The organism is Flavivirga jejuensis (assembly GCF_030540765.1).
GTDB lineage: Bacteria > Bacteroidota > Bacteroidia > Flavobacteriales > Flavobacteriaceae > Flavivirga > Flavivirga jejuensis.
Window position 1 is genome coordinate 211,709 of record NZ_JAUOEL010000002.1, and the last position, 17,482, is coordinate 229,190.

Here is a 17,482-nt window from a genome sequence, read left to right on the forward strand (position 1 = left end):
AACCATGTCTTTTAAACATACATTTGAAAAATACGATTGGTCTACTTTAGAAAAAGAGATTTACGAAGTAACTGGTCAGGATGTAGAAAAAGTACTCCTTAAAGACAAAATAACGTTAGAAGATTTTAAAACACTAATTTCTCCAGCAGCTAAACCGTTTATAGAGCAGATGGCGCAACGAAGTCATGCCATTACCAAAAAACGCTTTGGAAATACCATGCAAATGTATATCCCCATGTATTTATCTAATGAATGCCAAAATATTTGCACCTATTGTGGGTTTAGTATGGATAATCGTATAAGAAGAAAGACGTTAAGTGACGCAGAAATATTAAAGGAAGTAGCACATATTAAAAAATTGGGATACGACCATATTCTTCTGGTAACAGGAGAAGCAAACAGAACGGTTGGCGTTCCATACATAAAACATGCTATAGACCTCATTAGATCTCAATTTTCAAATATCAGCATTGAAGTACAACCCTTAGATCAGGACGAATATGAAACCCTAATAAAATCTGGATTATATGCTGTTTTAGTATATCAGGAAACCTATCATAAAGCCACCTATAAAACACATCACCCAAAAGGTAGAAAATCGAATTTTGATTACCGATTAGATACACCAGATCGATTAGGTAAATCTGGGATTCATAAAATTGGTTTGGGAGCACTTTTTGGACTTGAAGATTGGCGGGTTGATAGTTTTTATACAGCTTTACATTTAAAATATTTGCAAAAAACATATTGGAAAACAAAATATTCCATGTCTTTCCCCAGACTTAGGCCCCATCAAGGTGGGTTGGATCCCAAAGTAGAAATGACCGATACTGATTTAGTACAATTAATTTGTGCTTATAGATTACTAGATGAAGATGTTGAACTTTCCCTATCCACTCGTGAAAGTGAAATCTTTAGAAATCACTGTATCCACTTAGGCATTACATCTATTAGTGCAGAATCTAGAACAAATCCAGGCGGTTACAGCGTGGCTCCTGAATCCCTCGAACAATTTGAAATTTCAGACGATCGTACAACCGAACAAATTAAACAAATGATTCAATCTCAGGGTTATGAAGTTGTCTGGAAAGATTGGTTTAGCAAATAACAAAAATTAATAATATATCAGATATCAGTCTGAGCACTTCGGTTGCTCTCAGTACAGACTTTGCCGAAGACATTGGAAATAGTCTTTTATAGCATTTCGGCTGAGCTATCATTGATATGTTTTACAAACGACTAGTTTACAGTAATTTACTACCATTCATCTGCAAAAGGTTAGTGTCATCAGAGATCTGTGTTAAAAATTTTAACTAACGGATGAAATGACGTAATTGGGGTGTCATCCTATGTTTGCAAAAGGTTCGTGTCATTCAGAAGGAGGTACGACTGAAGAATCTATAGAAATTAATAATAAAGATTCTTCGCTGCGCTCTGAATGACAAATAATTAAAAATAAGTTACTTACAAAACACATCAATGATAGCATTCCGATAATTGTCGGAGTCGAAGAATCTCTAAAAACCAAACATTAAAGTTTTAAGAGATTCTTCAGTCATTCCTCCCTGTCTACCGATCATGCAAATTTGTGAAATTCGTGTCTTAATTATCATATCATTCAACTTAGAATAAATATAAAAAAGGGACTTTTTTAAGCCAATTATAAAAGTCAAACTGTTTTTTTTTAATGCTTTTAACAAAAAATTAAATATAATTTAATGTTAAAATAACTTAAAAACAACACAAAAAATATATGTCCATAAACAGAAAAAACAGTTATTAGCGCTAACTAAAAATTTCATAATAAACAACTATAAATCAGTTTATTAAAAAATAAAAATATTCAAAAAAACATATTAAAACAGCATTTTTTCCTTATTAAAAACTGGACTTTCTTATGTTAAGAAATCTTCTTTTTTTGTTAAAAAAAACAAATAAAGCACAAGTTTAAAAAAACTATTGCATCTAAAAAGTATCTAATCAAATAAATAATAGATATATGAAATGTAACAGATTAAAAACAGTTTTTCTTGTAGGAATAGTATCCTTCTTATTTACACTAAATGCAAACGCCCAATCTTCTGAAGGGGAACAAAAAGACAAAAAACGACCAAGTATTGAAGAGTTGTTTACTAAAATGGATGCAAACGAAGATGGTAAACTTTCTGAAAAAGAAATCAAAGGGCCATTGAAAAAAGATTTTGCAAAAATTGATACCGATGAAGATGGCTTTATCACAAAAGAGGAGTTGGAAAAAGCACCAAAACCAAAAGGAAAAAGACCAGAAAGAGAATAAAAGGTATTAATTCTCAGGGCAAAACCAGAATCCAATAGTAAGAATCGCCCAAAAGTCGAAGTCTTAAACCCAGACCCCGCTAAATACTGAAATACTGAAACAAGTTCAGCACTGGGCAAGTTCAGCACAGGAAGCGTAATTAGCCTGCCACGACAAAGGCGTGGACTAATAATAACAATAATTTTTTATAGATCATACATACCCCAAATGCAGCATAGTATTGAAAAAAATATAAGTATGTTTTCTCCTATTTCATTAAAGGAAATGAATAGTGTGGCATTAATGAAAAGAACAGATACCAAATTTGTTATTCATAAATCACAATTGATTTTAATTTTAGAAAACATACAGAATGATTATAAAGTGTTGGAAATAGAGAAGAATAGAATAATGACTTATTCTTCTCTATATTTTGATACTAACGAGGTCAAATTTTATAAAGACCATCATAATGGAAAAAATAATAGAACAAAAATCAGGATTAGGAAATATGTAGAATCCGACCTTTGCTTTCTTGAAATAAAACAAAAAAATGGCAAAGGGCAAACAACAAAATCAAGAACAACTATAAATGATTTTGAAACAGATTTGTCTAAAAACTCTATAGATTTCATTACTGCGGCTACCTCAAAAACATATAACCTGTCTCCTACTTTATGGAACGATTTTAATCGAATGACTTTAGTAAATATTAGTTTTAACGAAAGAGTCACTATCGATTTAAACATCCATTATACAATGGGTAAAGCCGAAAAAACGTATGATGATTTGGTTATAATAGAAGTCAAACAAGAATCTTTTAATAGAAATTCTCCAATAGTTAAAATTTTAAAATCATTTCAATACCACCCCTATAGCATTAGTAAATATTGTATTGGTATGGTTAACCTACATACTGGTTTAAAATATAACCGTTTCAAAGAAAAAATAAATAAAATAAATAAAATAATAAATTAACCTATGGAGTTTTTAGACATTCCCCTTTTTGATAATGATTTTTATAAAATGTTGTTTCGGTTTATAATAAACATGGGGTTTTTAACCATTATTATTCGATACTTATATTATAGTTCAGCTAAACGAAAAGATTATCTGTTTACTTATTATATGATTAGTATCATCGTCTTTTTTCTATGCTTTACCCTTAAAAAATATGAACTCGATGTAGGCATGGCATTAGGCCTTTTTGCCATTTTTGGCATTATTCGATACCGTACAGATCCTGTTGCCATAAAAGAAATGACCTACTTGTTTATCGTTATTGGCGTATCTGTAATTAACTCGTTAGCAAATAAAAAAATGAGTTATTCCGAAATTATTCTTGGTAACGTAATCATAGTAGTATCCATAGCAATTATAGAGCGTTTGTGGTTATTAAAACACGAAGTAACAAAGCAAATAGTATACGAGAATATAGAAAATATTAAACCAGAAAACTATGAGCTTCTTAAAAAGGATTTAGAACACAGAACAGGCATAGCAATAAACAAAGTGACTTTAGGTGATGTCGATTTTTTGAAAGATACAGCTATACTAACAATTTATTACTATAACGAGAAGTATTACTCAAAAAATGACTAAAACAAATTAATTCATGAAAGTTTTAAAAATTTGGAAGCTACTATATTTCAAAATAATATTAGTAGGGATATTTTTCACAAATGCCAGTTATTCGCAAACAGATGACACCAATGATTTGGCAAGTTGGAATACCATCGCTATAAAGTACAAATTAAATAAAAAATGGAGTTTCGGATTGGAAGAACAACTGCGATTAAAAAGTAATGTTTCAGAAATTGATAATTATTTTACACAGTTAAATGCTGAATACGAAATATTTAACAATTTTGAATTAGGGGGTGGACTTCGTTATGTACGAAAAAATGATAACCAAGGCAATGTACAAGGTTATGAAAATCATTTCAGGTTTAACATAGATGCTTCTTATAAGCATAAAATAAACGATTTCTCACTAAAATATAGATTGCGCTATCAAAATAAAAATGAATTAGGGGTTTCCAATTCAGAAGGTGATTATGCCAATCAACATATACGTTTTAAAACGGCCGTTGGTTACAACATTAAAAAATGGAAGCTGGATCCTAAGTTTTCAGCAGAACTATTTCATCATTTTGAAGAAGGAGAAGACAGTGAATTCGATAAATATCGATTAACACTGGGAACGAGCTATGAATTTAAAAAAAATGGAAAAATTGATGTGTTTTATCGCATTGAAAAAGAGTTAAACGAAACAACTCCAGAAACCACCAATATCATTGGTTTAAAATACACTTACACATTTAAAAATAAATAACTATGAAAAAAATAATTTTTAAATTATCAACACTATTAAGTATTCTATTTATAATAACCTCTTTATTTATAAGATGTTCTAATGATGATACCACAACAGAAGAAGAAGGTGATGTAACTGATGATGATGATACCGAAGCTGTCATTGATGATACCGATTTTGTAGCTACAGATTGGACAGAAGCAACGCATAGTAAAGATGCAGATCCAGATTTTGATGAAGTATTTGATGATACTGCTGTAAAAAGAATTGATTTAGTTATTTCGGAAGATAACTGGGCAGTTATGCTAGCGAATATGACTGAATTATATGGGACTTTTGGTAGTCGAGGCAATGGTGGTTTTTCTGATGAAGACCCTGTTTTTGTTCCTTCTTCCGTTTTTTATAATGGTATCGAATGGTATAAAGTAGGTGTCCGTTTTAAAGGAAATTCTAGTTTGTCAAGTGCATGGAGAGCTGGAATTTTAAAACTATCGTTTAAATTAGATTTTGATGAATTCGAAGATGACTATCCACAAATAGACAATCAACGTTTTTATGGATTTAAAAAACTTAGTCTTAAAAATAATTACGACGATAAATCCATGTTAAGAGAAAAAGTAGCCGCCGATATCTTTAAAAATGCTGGTTTGGCAATGTCACATACATCTTTTTATACCGTTTATGTAGATCATGGAGATGGTCCAATATATTTTGGACTCTACACTTTAGTAGAAGAAGTAGACGATACGGTTATAGACACCCAGTTTTCTAGCGATGATGGAAATTTATATAAGCCAGATGGGGATGCAGCTTCTTTTGCTTCAGGTACTTTTGACGAAGATGAATATGTGAAAAAAACAAATGAAGACGAAGCTGATTTTTCTGATGTTGAAAGTTTACTTTCTATCATAAATGATGGCACCAGAACAACCGACCCTGCAACCTGGAGAGCTAATTTAGAAACAGTGTTCGATACAGATGTATTTTTGAAATACTTAGCAATAAATACAGTGATTCAAAACTGGGATACTTATGGAAGAATGACACATAATTATTTTTTATATAACAACCCAGATACTAGTAAATTAACATGGATTCCTTGGGATAATAATGAATCACTCCAAACTGGTAAACAAGGCGGGTCTCTATCGTTAGATTTTTCAGATTTAAGTAAAACACAATGGCCTATAATTGGAAATATGTACGAAGATGATGTTTATAAAGCAAAATACGATGCTTATGTACAAGAGGTTGTTGATGGTGTATTTAATGTAAGTACAATCCAATCTACTTATGCAACATATTCAGCTTTAATTGAATCTTATGCTACTTCAGAAATTTCTGGATATACATTCTTAAATTCCAGTTCAGATTTTCAAGCAGCTATAAATACACTCAATTCCCATGTTTCATCGCGTGCAACAGCAGTGAGTAATTATTTGGATTAAAATAATAGTGACCTTTTTTTATTTAATTGGTTGAATAGCAGGAAAGGCTTCATGATAATCATGAAGCTTTTCTTTTTTTAATAAATAGTTTAAGTCAAATATTCCTTATCAACGTTAATTAGCTTAATATCAATAAATTAATTAAATTTGTTTTGTTCTATTTTGTCACATTGAGACATCTGCTAATATTTTAGCAAACGGATGTGATGACGTAATTGGGGTGTCATTCAGAAGGAGGTACGACTGAAGAATCTTTAGAAATTAATAATAAAGATTCTTCGCTGTGCTCTGAATGACAAACAATTGAAAGTTAGCTATTTATAAAACACGTCAATGGTAGATCAGTGTTAAAAATTTTAACTAGCGGATGAAATGACGTAATTGGGGCGTCATTCAGAAGGCTATCGAAAACAAAATATATTTTGTTTGAAGATATAAGCGAAGCTTACGACTGAAGAATTTTTAGAAATTAATTGTAAAGATTCTTCGCTGTGCTCTGAATGACAAACAATTGTAAATTAACAACTTATAAAACACGTCAATGGGAGGAGGTACGACGGAAGAATCTTTATAATTAACGTGAATCTTGGATAAAAAAATTTATATCAGTTTGAGTGTTTTTTGCAAAAAATCGTATCGAAAAAAAGCAAATATCTACACCTGCGCAAGTTTTTTCAAAAAAACACATCTAAAATATTAAACACTAAAATAATTATTATGAAAAATTTATTAAAAATCAGCTTATTACTAGCCATATTAATTTCTATGGCTTGCTCAAATGATGACAATTCAACAGATGATACTAGCGAAACAACATTACACGCCGCCTTTGCAGCATTTAATACAGATGCAACAACTATTTACTTAGATGGATCGAACGTTGTTATAGAAACTACTGGTTTACCAGACCATGAAACAGTTTATTGGGGAGAGGGTAATGCCCTATATATAGAAGAGCCAGGCGTTCAATTAACACCAAGTATTATGTCCAGTAATAATAATGCTACAACCATAACAGTGGATGCCACTCCCGATTTAACAGGAAATACCGTTTCTACAGCATTAGGCACTATTGGTATAGCCGTTAGCGGTTCATCTTTATTTAACGACCAAGAAGGCGCTGGTGATTTAGATCAAGCAGCTGGCAGCTTAGATTGGACAGGAGCTCACATAGGTCCAGGCGTGTATCACTATCACTTAGAACCAAAAGCTTTTAGCGATGATGACGAAAACTTAGTAGGCATATTATTAGATGGTGTTTTTCTTTATGGAAGAAAATGTAACTCTACAGGAACCTATCCAACAAATTTAGATGCTTCTGGAGGGCATACATCAACAACGCAATACACAGATGGTGAAGAAGAATACCATTACCATATTATTAATGAAATATATTCTACCACTGGATCTTACATTGCATTTGCAGGCCCTTATCAAGGTTATTAAATAAAACAAACCTATGGGCTTTCTATGAATAGTCTATAGGTTTGCTTTAACAGACAAAAAGGTTACTTCGCGACATACCAAAATGTAACATAATAATTATGGTAAAACCGAATTCGTGAAGTTTGTGTCAAACGTTTTTAAAAACAGAAAGTGAAATGCACAAAAACACATCCTTTTAACTAGATTTGAAACCCAATAAAAGGTATTAAACCTCTGGGTAAGCCCCTAGCCTAATAATAAGAATCGCCCCAAGAATCGGGGTATTAAACTTTGATCCTCCAAATGCTGAAAACAAATTCAGCACAGGAAACGGGATGAGCCTGCCACAACAAAAACGTAGACTAAAAAAACGCCTTATGAAACCTCTTTTTTTAATGTTATTAACGATGTCTTTTATCAGCTGCAAGGAAACCCTAGTAGATAAGGATCTGGCTAAGAACGATACTATTATAGAAAACACAGTAGTTATAGATAGTACCGAAGTATCTAAAAAAGCATTGGTACTTAATCAAATTGAAGGGAAATGGTATTATAATGGTCAACCGTATAATGGTTACTCTGTAAAATTTCATCCAAATGACACTTTAGAAGAAAAATTAGGCTTTTATAAAGGTAAAAGAGAAGGAATTGCCAAAAGGTGGTCTAAAAATGGTGTACTACGTGTTGCGTCTTATTATAGTCAAAATAGACTCGTTGGAATTTATAGAAGTTGGTGGGAAAATGGTACTTTAGCAGAAGAAGCCAATTATATAAATGGTATAAAACAAGGTGTGGAAAAACAATGGCATCCCAATGGACAACTAGCTAAATTAAGATACCTAGTTGATGGAAGAGAAAACGGGATACAACAGGCCTGGTTAAAAAACGGAAAATTGTATATAAATTATGAAGCTAAAAACGGACGTATTTTTGGTTTAATGCGTTCTAATTTATGTTATCAACTAAAAGATGAAGTCGTTGTTAGAAAAAATCGTAAAAATAAATAGATATCTATTTATTTGTTTGCTTGCAATTTTTATAAGTTGTAAAAAAGAAATAAAAAAAGAAGATATCAAAGTAGAAGAAACAAGTAGAGTAGACTATTTGCCTTACTATGATGATGAATCTTTTACACCCCATTGGTTAGTACCAAATAGTGAAGAAGAAAAAGCATTTCATAAAATCCCTGATTTTAAACTAATAAATCAGTTGGGAGATACCGTAACCAAAAAAACATTCGACAATAAAATATATATAGCAAATTTCTTTTTTACAAGCTGCCCTGGTATTTGCCCAAAAATGACCAGCAATATGGGTAACTTACAAGAAGAATTTAAAAAAGATGCTGATATATTATTTATGTCACATTCAGTAACCCCAACTATAGACTCCGTTTCAGTGCTGAAAAATTATGCTAAGCAAAATGGTGTTATTGATAATAAATGGCATCTGGTAACAGGAGATAAAACAGAAATTTATAATCTGGGAAGGAATCAGTATTTTGTTGAAAATGATTTAGGGGTTCCAAAAGATGTAAATGACTTTTTACATACCGAAAACTTTTTACTTATAGATAAAAACAAACACATCCGTGGTATCTATAATGGATTAAATAGAGCATCCGTTGCCCAATTAATTACAGATGTTAAGACATTAAAATCAGAACACTAGCCAGATAGTCTTAATTGTTTAAAGATTAACATCAGCTTAACTTACCCGTTTTAGTTTAGATCAAGTTCACGTAAGGTTAGATTTTTCTAACGAGAATGTTACTTTCTCTATACCTATCGAAGTCTTGTATTTTCCTAGTAATACAAAACCAAATGTCTCGTACAAAGCAATAGCAGGTTTGTTTGCCAGGCCAGTTTCAACAATAACGAATTCCGATTTATGTAATTTCGCAGCAAAATCTAAAAGCTCCTTAGCAATACCTTGTCTAAAATATAAAGGATGTACAATAAGGCTACAGATATCTGTTGTATTATTAATTATATCAATTTCAATAACAGCTGCTAATTCCGATGCCTTAAAAAAACCATAAAAGTTTGTGGTACTCTCTTGAAAACCATGTACCGTTCTTTTTAAAGGTGGAAAATCTTGAAATGGCACTTGAAGTAATTCCGCTTCTATTCTATATGATGCCTGGAAAACACGATATATTTCTTTAGATACATCTTCTTTTTTGTGATTTAGCTTCGTTATCATGTATGCATGATACCAATTTAATTATAAAGTATCGTATTAAAGCCGATATTTTATAAATAAATTGGTAGTAACTATGCTTATTGCTTGACAGAAAAAGGCGCTATCTATTTTGAGAAGCCTGTAAGACGCATTCAAAATTGAAAATTAAACCACTTTATTTAGAAAAATTTCCGTTTCTCAAACCATCTTCCAACAAAATTTAAGTTTAAAGTGATTTTATGATAATTTTCTTCAATGAGATTATTACCAATAGTACCTTCTTTTCCGTATGAATATGAAATATTAAAATTTGTTTTATCCTTTGTTATTGGAATTCCTAAGCCTATTGAAACAAAACGACTATCTATTTGGGTTTTTGATATTTGTAAAAACCCTGTATTATAATTAAACCCAAATCTATATTTAATTTTATTCCAAGAACTGTTAAGATTTCTTTTAGAAGGATTGTAGTATTCAAGACCAAAGGCATAAATGTCTTGATCCACATAACTTTCGGTATTTTGTAATTGATTTGTATTTCCCCAAAGCAATTTTTTAAAATCAAAACTAGTAGTTATACTTTTATTTAATTGAGAAGTAATTCCAAAACCATATGCTAAAGGAAGTTCAAAATCATCTAATTCATTTTCAATGTCAGTCTCTATTGCTACTTCAACATCAGAAGATGTGACTTTATAAGAATTTCTTGTTTGAGCACCACTAAGTGATGTAGGTAATTCAATAACTGCACCTATAGTAATCTCTCTACCCTTAATTTTTGGTAAAGTATACTGGATACCCGTTTTTAATTTAACTCCACTATAACGATTAACATCACTAATAGACACAAAAGAATTTGAATAAACTTGTGTTTCTTGGTCAATAGATCCAAAAAGAAAAGATAAATCAACACCAAGCGATAAATTTTCATCAATTTTTATACCGCTAGATAAATAGAATTTACTTAAGCCCCCTAAACCAGTTATCCTTGTTGTATATGTGCTTGTTGATCCTTCAATATAATTCTGAAGGTCAACATCATAACCAACCTTAGTATAAGGCAAAAGCCCTAAACTCACTCCCAAACCTTTTTTAATTGGAAAGGCGATGGCGAAATGTGATATATTAGCATCATTCGTTTTATCACTAGTATTATCTGTTTTAATTTCAGAAAACACCCCATTAATACCAAACTCATATAAAAATGAATTCTGCTCCATATTCCCCAGGTTTGCAGGATTATAGATGTTGATTTCACTTATGTTCTTTTGAGCAAATCCAGTATTACCTAAACCTGTTAAACCTCCAGTTGCCGTTTTATTTTCAATACCTAAACCAAATAGAGAATACGGTGTGCTTGTACCGTTTTGTGATATTAATGCATTTGATATTAATAAAAATAATAGCAATAAAATTTGTTTTAGCATTTAATTTAATAGTTTAAGTAATTAATCGTTAATTCAATTTCATTAGCATCAATAACAATACTATTAATCGTTTTATCATAATCAATAAATTGAATCATTAAAGCATAGTCTAAATCATAAGTACTACTTAAAATTTCTTCAACATATCCGCCTAAATCAATGTAATAATATGTATCAGAATCGAACTCATCATCATTTTCGCTTAAGATGGCATAGCTACTACTACCACTTATAGTTGTAAGCTGATTTAATATTCTATTTTTATGGTCAACAACATAAACAGCCAAAGAATCTTTTAATGGGGTATTATCATCGTAACTCCCTTTTAATGGCTTAAAAGTTAATCCAGCACTTAAAGTTGTAGCAGTACTAGAAATCACGTTTATATTTTTAATAGAGGGAATTTCTATTCTTGATGAAATGCCTGTGCCTGCTTGAGTGAATATTAGATCATTGGTAGCATCACTAGATATAATTGTTTCATAATCTTCAAAATCACCTATTGTTGATGATCTTGTTTTTATAGCGTTAAATTGATAGTTAGATTCAGAAATAAGAAAATCTATATAATAACTATTGTCTTCACTATCGCCATCATCAACAGTATAAAATAATCGCATACTCGAATTATTTTCTGTACCTGTAGCTGTTGATGCTTTAAACCCTAAAATATGACTATTTGATAATGTATCAGGAATAATGGTAAACCCATCAAAAAATTGGGTAAAATCATCAGAATTATTAATATCATTATCTAAAATCTTATCAAAAATTTCTTTACCTAATGCGTCACTTATAGGAATATATAACGAATCTGTCTCTCTATTTGGTCGTGGTGTAAAGGTTAATTCACCTAGCAGTTCATTCGAGTCATATTTTACTTTCGAAGTATTATAAAAAGCATCGTCATCATCGGGTGTTACAGCTTCCAAAAGCCGATGTACTTTATATGTTTGAACTTGCGTTGTATCACCATAATAATAGCGATCATAATTCAAAATAACTCCTATAGAATCATAAACAGCTTCACTATCAATCGAAAAATCTGAATTTACAACTTGAAGATAAGACTGAGCCGTAGTATACCCTAAATCACTATCAAACACAGCACCCAATAAAATACGCTCTGTATTAGACGTTACTAATGAATCTAATTTAAAAGTGCCCGATTTTATAGAAAAAGTATCAATAATTTTTACCTGTACATTGTTCTCTATAAAATCAGTTCCTACTGGATAATTTTTTACCTCTTCTGAAGAACAAGATGAGAATAGAACAACATACATTATACTAATAATTATAAATCTCATTTTATTTTTTAAGCGAAAGTATTGTGATAAGACGTATGATGATATATAAAATATACGAACACAGCTATTTTGTAGATAACCTTGCTAAATAAATGTTAAATGACTGAAAATGAGAAACCATTAAAGTTTGTCGATGTTTTTCATCAATAAGGCGATAAAAAATCCCTGTTGGTCTATTTCATACATTTTCCCATTTAATTGGGTATAGATTTGTGTAAGATTAAAAGAAATTATTTTATAAATGGTTTACAACAAGAACCTAATTAATAAATTAAAATGACAAAGATGAGTTTAATAAAAAAAAGTAGCCTTTTATTTTTATCAACAATATTTATATTGGCTGTTGGCTGCAGTGATGATGATGATGATGATGAGTATGGTAATTGGGTTGAAAGCTCAACGTTTGATGGGAATTCACGATCAAATGCCGTGAGTTTTACCGTAGGTACTAAGGGATATTTAATAACAGGTTATGATGGAGATGATTATTTGTCTGATACCTGGGAATACAATTCTGATGACGACTATTGGACGAGAAAAGAACCTTTTCCAGGAGTTGCTAGAAGTGGCGCTGTTGGCTTTTCTATAAATGGGAAAGGATATATAGGTACTGGATATGATGGAGATAATGAATTAAAAGATTTTTGGGAATACAATCCCGATACTGATACATGGGAACAAAAGGCAGACTTTCCAGGTACAGAAAGGTATGGAGCTATAGGATTTTCAGTTGGAGGCTATGGATATATTGGTACTGGATATGATGGTAGTGAGCAAAAAGATTTTTGGAAATATAATGTTTCAACAGATTCATGGGAACAAAGTGTAGGATTTGGAGGAGAAAAACGTAAAGACGCCTCGGTATTCATTATTAATGATGTGGCATACATAGGATTAGGTATTAATGATGGTGCATACGTGGAAGATTTTTATTCTTTTGATGGAACTACCTGGACTCGCTTAACAGATTTAGACGACGACGATGATGATGATGATGATTACGAAATTTTATTAAGTAGTGGCGTTGGTTTTTCAATGAACGGTAAAGGATATATTACTACAGGAATATCAAGTAGTATAACAACCGAAAGTTGGGTATACACCCCAGAAACAGATACTTGGGATGAGGTACCTTATTTTGAAGGGTCTGCAAGGCAAAATGCATCTGCGTTTACATTTAGCACTAAAGCATACGTGTTAATGGGTAGAAGTGGTAGTTATTATTTTGATGATGTATGGGAGTTTAGACCAGATGAATTAGAAGATGAAGATGATTAATTGATTAATTGATAAAGTAGTTTTTGAATCATTAAACAGAGTTGAATATTGAAAATGACTTATCATGAAAAGGATTATTCAACTTTGTTTTTTGTGAAAAAAATAAGGTTTCATTGGGAGTTTTTTAAGAGCATTTCCTAGTAATTTGCCGTTTAAATGATGAATGGATTGAGCACTATATTAAAAAACCCACGCTATACAATTATTCATATATTGTTATGGACTATTTTATTTGCAACTATTGGCACTCAGCTTTATTTTAGATTCGGTTTTATTCCAAAAGATTTTTATATAAGAACTTCTATCTTAATAGGTGTCTTTTATCTAAACTATGTTTTTTTAGTCCCTAAATTATTACTTAATAAAAAAATTATCTTATACATCGCTGTATCAAGTATTATTATTTTATTATTTATCTTTATTTTTGAGCCATTAATTCCTCGCCCAAGAACACGTCCTTTATTAAGTAGAATACCAAACCCTACAGGTTTAGGTTTAGACTTTGAAAAAAACAAAAAGAGCATAGGTTTTATAAAACCTTTCCATTCATCATTCTCATTACTCCTATTCATTGCTTTAAGCACTAGTGTTCGATTAGTTTCTGGATGGTATAAAACAGAAAAACAAAGAACACAAGTCGAGTCTCAAAAAATAAATTCTGAATTATTATTTTTAAAAGCCCAATTAAACCCCCATTTTTTATTCAATACTTTAAATAGTATTTATTCATTAGCAAATAAAAAATCAGACAATACAACAATCGCTATAGTAACACTCTCAGAGTTAATGCGCTATATGATTTATGAAGCCAATGCCAACTTTGTTCCTTTAAAAAAAGAAATAGATCACATCCAAAACTACATAGCATTACAGCTACTTCGTTTAAAAGATTCAAGCGGAGTAAGAGTAAATGTGCATGGTAATTTAAATTATAAAATTGAGCCTTTATTATTAATCTCTTTTATTGAGAATGCATTTAAATACGGAACTGACTTTAAAGGAAAAACAAATATTCTAATTAAAATTTCAATAGAAAACAAAGCGTTAAACTTATACGTTTATAACACATCTTCACCAACAAAATCTAAAAATAAAAATTCAGGAATTGGTTTAGAAAACATAAAAAATAGATTGAATTTATTATATCCAAATTCGCATACATTAAATATTGCAAATAATAAAAAATCGTATGAAGTAAATTTAGTTATAAAATTAAAAAATGTAGACGAATGACATGTATAATCATAGATGATGAGCCACTTGCTTTAGAACTATTAGAAGATTTTATTTCTAAAATTTCATTTTTAGAATTAGTGGCATCATGTTCAAATGGGTTTGAGGCAACGGCAGTTTTGCAAGATCATAAAATTGAATTAATATTTACAGATATTGAAATGCCAGACTTTTCTGGAATAGATATTATTAAATCTTTAGACCATAAACCCATGTTTATCTTTACAACAGCGTATTCTCATTATGCTGTCGAAGGCTTTAATTTATCTGCTATAGATTACCTTGTAAAACCAATACCATTTCATCGTTTTTTAAAAGCAGCTACAAGAGCTCAGAATACTTTAAACTTAAGGCAAGAAGAAGAATCTGGTAAAGTAGTAAATGAAGAATCAACATGTGGTTTTATTTTTGTAAAATCAGAATATGAAAACCTAAAAGTTAATTTAGAAGAAATAAAGTACATTGAAGGCTTAAAAGATTATGTGAAGATTTATATAAATGCAGATAAACCCATTTTAACCTTAAGCACTTTAAAAAAGTTTGCAAATAGATTAGGGCAAACTAATTTTATTAGAGTGCATAAATCTTTTATTGTATCCTTAAAGCATATACATTCTGTGCAAAGGAATAGAATTATTATTGATGAAAAAAGAATTCCAATAGGATTAAATTATAAGGATGAGTTTATTAAAAAAATTGAAAGCTAATTTTATTACTCCACGCTTATTGGCGTAGCAGGAAAACTCAATACTTGGGAAGTTAAGTCTGCAAGACACATTAAAATTGTAAGTTGAACCACGCCTTTGTCATGTTGCAGTATGCCCACAAATATGATGTCCAAATGATATTTGTAAAGTTTTAAAGGCTCAAAAATAATTGTTAATACAGAACCCCAGACCTTCTTTAAAAGATGTAAGTACACTGTAACTTTGTTATAACAGACTAATCCCATTTTCTGTATTGAACTTGCCAGTGCTGAACTTGTTTCAGTATTTCAGTATTTAACAAGATTTAGGCTTAACACCTTTTATTTCTCAATATCCCAATGTATAACAAATTTGTATTTCAAATAATTTCTATTATAAAAACTAATTAAATGTTAAAATACTTTTTATTTCTAAACGATTGTTTAGTTTTGTTCTGTAATTAGAAATAATGCCAAGAAAAAAAGAATATATAGACGATGAAGTTATTGAAAAAGCGATGAATCTATTTTGGAAAAATGGCTACATAGGAACATCCATCCAAATGCTTGAAAAAGAAATGGGCATAAACAAATTTTCTATTTACTCAAGTTTTGGTAATAAACGTGGATTGTTCCTCGAAAGTTTAAAGTGTTATAAAACAAAAGTAAGTGTTATTCTGGAAAAATTTGAAAACGGAACAAATGGCGTTAAAGACATTAAACAATTCTTTTATGACTCTATTGATGTTAATTATAAAGGTAACAATCAAAAAGGGTGTTTAGTAACTAATACATATAATGAATTTTCAGATAAAGAAGACCAATTAATAAAAGAGCAAATGGGTTTTTTTATGAATAAGCTTAAAAAATTAATGATTGAAAAATTAAAAATGGATACTACAAAAGATGAAGAAACGGTAATAAAACAAGCCAATTTTTTATTATTAGCTAAACATGGTCTTGCTGCAGCATCTAGAGTAAATAGTAAAAAAGAAATTGAAGATTATATAGAAATGACATTTAAAAATATATAAACATTTTTTTACCCTATAACTAAACGATCATTTAGTTATTATCAATATTAATAATAAATTAAAAACAGAAATTATGACAACTTTAAAAGTTCACAACATTGAAACAGCACCAGAAAGTAGCAAAACATTATTAGAAAATTCTCAAAAAGCTTACGGTATGATTCCTGGTTTACATGGGGTATTAGCAGGGGCTCCTAACACTCTTAATGCATACCAAACCTTACACGAATTATTTGTTAATTCATCATTTAATGAGGAAGAATTAACCGTTGTATGGCAAACCATAAACGTAGAACATGCTTGTCACTATTGTGTGCCTGCACACACAGGAATTGCAAAAATGATGAAAGTTGATGATGCTATAACAGAAGCATTGCGTAACGAAACACCTCTTGAAAATGCAAAATTAGAAACCTTGCGTACTATGACATTAACCATTGTTCGTAATCGTGGACACGTAACACCAGAAGATTTAGAAGCATTTTATACAGCTGGTTATGGAGAACAACAACTATTAGAAATTATCTTAGGACTATCTCAAAAAGTAATTAGCAACTATACCAACCATATTGCAAATACACCTATAGATACTCCTTTTCAACCTTTTGCTTGGAAAAAATAGAAATGTAGTTATCACAAACTGCATATTAATAGCTGTAAAGAGACTGTCTAAAAAAGGGTATTCTGAATATTACCTTCTAAACAAAGTATATTTTGTTTAGAAGGTAAAAGCGAAGCCGTAAAGAATTTCTAAAAAATTTAATGTTTTGATTTTTCACTTCGTTCTCAATGACACTCCCCCCCTTTTGCAAACATAGGTTGGCAAAGTTCATCACTTTTTAGACAGACTCTTTATTAAAATTAAA

At 30.5% G+C, this 17,482-nt stretch carries 17 protein-coding genes; 14 read left to right on the top strand and 3 right to left on the bottom strand.

All coding sequences use genetic code 11. The features are described from left to right. Positions 1 to 4 precede the first annotated feature (4 nt). The 9 genes from thiH to Q4Q40_RS06065 all read left to right on the top strand — a co-directional run bounded on the left by thiH (position 5) and on the right by Q4Q40_RS06065 (position 9,136). Positions 5 to 1,108 carry a 2-iminoacetate synthase ThiH gene (thiH, locus tag Q4Q40_RS06025; protein ID WP_303300862.1) on the top strand — a complete coding sequence of 368 codons (1,104 nt, stop codon included), beginning with the start codon at positions 5 to 7 and terminating at the stop codon, positions 1,106 to 1,108. Positions 1,109 to 1,999: 891 nt separating this feature from the next. Further along, positions 2,000 to 2,296 (top strand): EF-hand domain-containing protein, encoded by a 297-nt coding sequence (locus tag Q4Q40_RS06030; protein WP_303300863.1) that lies wholly within the window; start codon positions 2,000 to 2,002, stop codon positions 2,294 to 2,296. A gap of 207 nt (positions 2,297 to 2,503) precedes the next feature. Beyond that, complete coding sequence (locus Q4Q40_RS06035) at positions 2,504 to 3,253, top strand: polyphosphate polymerase domain-containing protein (protein ID WP_303300865.1); 750 nt, start codon at positions 2,504 to 2,506, stop codon at positions 3,251 to 3,253. Positions 3,254 to 3,256: 3 nt separating this feature from the next. Beyond that, on the top strand, positions 3,257 to 3,877 hold the full coding sequence (locus Q4Q40_RS06040; RefSeq protein ID WP_303300867.1) for a DUF4956 domain-containing protein: 621 nt from the start codon (positions 3,257 to 3,259) through the stop codon (positions 3,875 to 3,877). 13 nt (positions 3,878 to 3,890) lie between these two features. Continuing rightward, on the top strand, positions 3,891 to 4,610 hold the full coding sequence (locus Q4Q40_RS06045) for a DUF2490 domain-containing protein (RefSeq protein ID WP_303300869.1): 720 nt from the start codon (positions 3,891 to 3,893) through the stop codon (positions 4,608 to 4,610). A 2-nt stretch (positions 4,611 to 4,612) separates the two neighbouring features. After that, complete coding sequence (locus Q4Q40_RS06050) at positions 4,613 to 6,040, top strand: CotH kinase family protein (protein ID WP_303300871.1); 1,428 nt, start codon at positions 4,613 to 4,615, stop codon at positions 6,038 to 6,040. 717 nt (positions 6,041 to 6,757) lie between these two features. Then, positions 6,758 to 7,486, top strand: coding sequence for a YHYH protein (locus tag Q4Q40_RS06055; RefSeq protein ID WP_303300873.1), 729 nt, complete (start codon positions 6,758 to 6,760; stop codon positions 7,484 to 7,486). 356 nt (positions 7,487 to 7,842) lie between these two features. Beyond that, on the top strand, positions 7,843 to 8,472 hold the full coding sequence (locus tag Q4Q40_RS06060) for a toxin-antitoxin system YwqK family antitoxin (protein ID WP_303300874.1): 630 nt from the start codon (positions 7,843 to 7,845) through the stop codon (positions 8,470 to 8,472). Beyond that, a complete protein-coding gene (locus Q4Q40_RS06065; protein WP_303300875.1) occupies positions 8,435 to 9,136 on the top strand; it encodes an SCO family protein in 702 nt (233 codons plus the stop codon). The genes Q4Q40_RS06060 and Q4Q40_RS06065 overlap by 38 nt, the downstream gene beginning before the upstream one ends. Before the next feature lie 66 nt (positions 9,137 to 9,202). Here Q4Q40_RS06065 and Q4Q40_RS06070 read toward each other — a convergent pair whose 3' ends face one another. The 3 genes from Q4Q40_RS06070 to Q4Q40_RS06080 all read right to left on the bottom strand — a co-directional run bounded on the left by Q4Q40_RS06070 (position 9,203) and on the right by Q4Q40_RS06080 (position 12,386). Further along, entirely contained in the window at positions 9,203 to 9,670 is a 468-nt protein-coding gene (locus tag Q4Q40_RS06070) for a GNAT family N-acetyltransferase (RefSeq protein WP_303300877.1), read from the bottom strand. Positions 9,671 to 9,828: 158 nt separating this feature from the next. Beyond that, entirely contained in the window at positions 9,829 to 11,076 is a 1,248-nt protein-coding gene (gene bamG / locus Q4Q40_RS06075) for a BamG family beta-barrel-assembly machinery protein (protein WP_303300879.1), read from the bottom strand. Between the two features lie 5 nt (positions 11,077 to 11,081). Then, positions 11,082 to 12,386 carry a DUF4270 family protein gene (locus Q4Q40_RS06080; RefSeq protein WP_303300881.1) on the bottom strand — a complete coding sequence of 435 codons (1,305 nt, stop codon included), beginning with the start codon at positions 12,384 to 12,386 and terminating at the stop codon, positions 11,082 to 11,084. 285 nt (positions 12,387 to 12,671) lie between these two features. Between Q4Q40_RS06080 and Q4Q40_RS06085 the strand changes: the two genes are divergently transcribed. The 5 genes from Q4Q40_RS06085 (at position 12,672) to Q4Q40_RS06105 (ending at position 17,238) form a co-directional block, all read left to right on the top strand. Next, positions 12,672 to 13,664: a Kelch repeat-containing protein gene (locus Q4Q40_RS06085; protein WP_303300883.1), complete on the top strand. Its 993-nt coding sequence runs from the start codon at positions 12,672 to 12,674 to the stop codon at positions 13,662 to 13,664. A gap of 168 nt (positions 13,665 to 13,832) precedes the next feature. After that, complete coding sequence (locus Q4Q40_RS06090) at positions 13,833 to 14,897, top strand: sensor histidine kinase (protein WP_303300885.1); 1,065 nt, start codon at positions 13,833 to 13,835, stop codon at positions 14,895 to 14,897. Further along, a complete protein-coding gene (locus Q4Q40_RS06095) occupies positions 14,894 to 15,604 on the top strand; it encodes a LytR/AlgR family response regulator transcription factor (protein ID WP_303300887.1) in 711 nt (236 codons plus the stop codon). The genes Q4Q40_RS06090 and Q4Q40_RS06095 overlap by 4 nt, the downstream gene beginning before the upstream one ends. Before the next feature lie 448 nt (positions 15,605 to 16,052). Beyond that, entirely contained in the window at positions 16,053 to 16,616 is a 564-nt protein-coding gene (locus tag Q4Q40_RS06100; RefSeq protein WP_303300888.1) for a TetR/AcrR family transcriptional regulator, read from the top strand. A gap of 73 nt (positions 16,617 to 16,689) precedes the next feature. Next, the gene (locus tag Q4Q40_RS06105; RefSeq protein WP_303300889.1) at positions 16,690 to 17,238 is read left to right on the top strand and encodes a carboxymuconolactone decarboxylase family protein; all 549 of its coding nucleotides are present in this window, start codon (positions 16,690 to 16,692) and stop codon (positions 17,236 to 17,238) included. Positions 17,239 to 17,482: the final 244 nt, after the last annotated feature.

What these genes read in the sequence shown, in the direction of transcription:
- thiH (WP_303300862.1), top strand. Translation starts at nt 5, where the DNA reads ATGTCTTTTAAACATACATTTGAAAAATACGATTGGTCTACTTTAGAA.
- Q4Q40_RS06065 (WP_303300875.1), top strand. Translation starts at nt 8,435, where the DNA reads ATGAAGTCGTTGTTAGAAAAAATCGTAAAAATAAATAGATATCTATTT.
- Q4Q40_RS06060 (WP_303300874.1), top strand. Translation starts at nt 7,843, where the DNA reads ATGAAACCTCTTTTTTTAATGTTATTAACGATGTCTTTTATCAGCTGC.
- Q4Q40_RS06055 (WP_303300873.1), top strand. Translation starts at nt 6,758, where the DNA reads ATGAAAAATTTATTAAAAATCAGCTTATTACTAGCCATATTAATTTCT.
- Q4Q40_RS06100 (WP_303300888.1), top strand. Translation starts at nt 16,053, where the DNA reads ATGCCAAGAAAAAAAGAATATATAGACGATGAAGTTATTGAAAAAGCG.
- Q4Q40_RS06070 (WP_303300877.1), bottom strand. Translation starts at nt 9,670, where the DNA reads ATGATAACGAAGCTAAATCACAAAAAAGAAGATGTATCTAAAGAAATA.
- Q4Q40_RS06050 (WP_303300871.1), top strand. Translation starts at nt 4,613, where the DNA reads ATGAAAAAAATAATTTTTAAATTATCAACACTATTAAGTATTCTATTT.
- Q4Q40_RS06105 (WP_303300889.1), top strand. Translation starts at nt 16,690, where the DNA reads ATGACAACTTTAAAAGTTCACAACATTGAAACAGCACCAGAAAGTAGC.
- bamG (WP_303300879.1), bottom strand. Translation starts at nt 11,076, where the DNA reads ATGCTAAAACAAATTTTATTGCTATTATTTTTATTAATATCAAATGCA.
- Q4Q40_RS06095 (WP_303300887.1), top strand. Translation starts at nt 14,894, where the DNA reads ATGACATGTATAATCATAGATGATGAGCCACTTGCTTTAGAACTATTA.
- Q4Q40_RS06040 (WP_303300867.1), top strand. Translation starts at nt 3,257, where the DNA reads ATGGAGTTTTTAGACATTCCCCTTTTTGATAATGATTTTTATAAAATG.
- Q4Q40_RS06045 (WP_303300869.1), top strand. Translation starts at nt 3,891, where the DNA reads ATGAAAGTTTTAAAAATTTGGAAGCTACTATATTTCAAAATAATATTA.
- Q4Q40_RS06035 (WP_303300865.1), top strand. Translation starts at nt 2,504, where the DNA reads ATGCAGCATAGTATTGAAAAAAATATAAGTATGTTTTCTCCTATTTCA.
- Q4Q40_RS06080 (WP_303300881.1), bottom strand. Translation starts at nt 12,386, where the DNA reads ATGAGATTTATAATTATTAGTATAATGTATGTTGTTCTATTCTCATCT.
- Q4Q40_RS06085 (WP_303300883.1), top strand. Translation starts at nt 12,672, where the DNA reads ATGAGTTTAATAAAAAAAAGTAGCCTTTTATTTTTATCAACAATATTT.
- Q4Q40_RS06030 (WP_303300863.1), top strand. Translation starts at nt 2,000, where the DNA reads ATGAAATGTAACAGATTAAAAACAGTTTTTCTTGTAGGAATAGTATCC.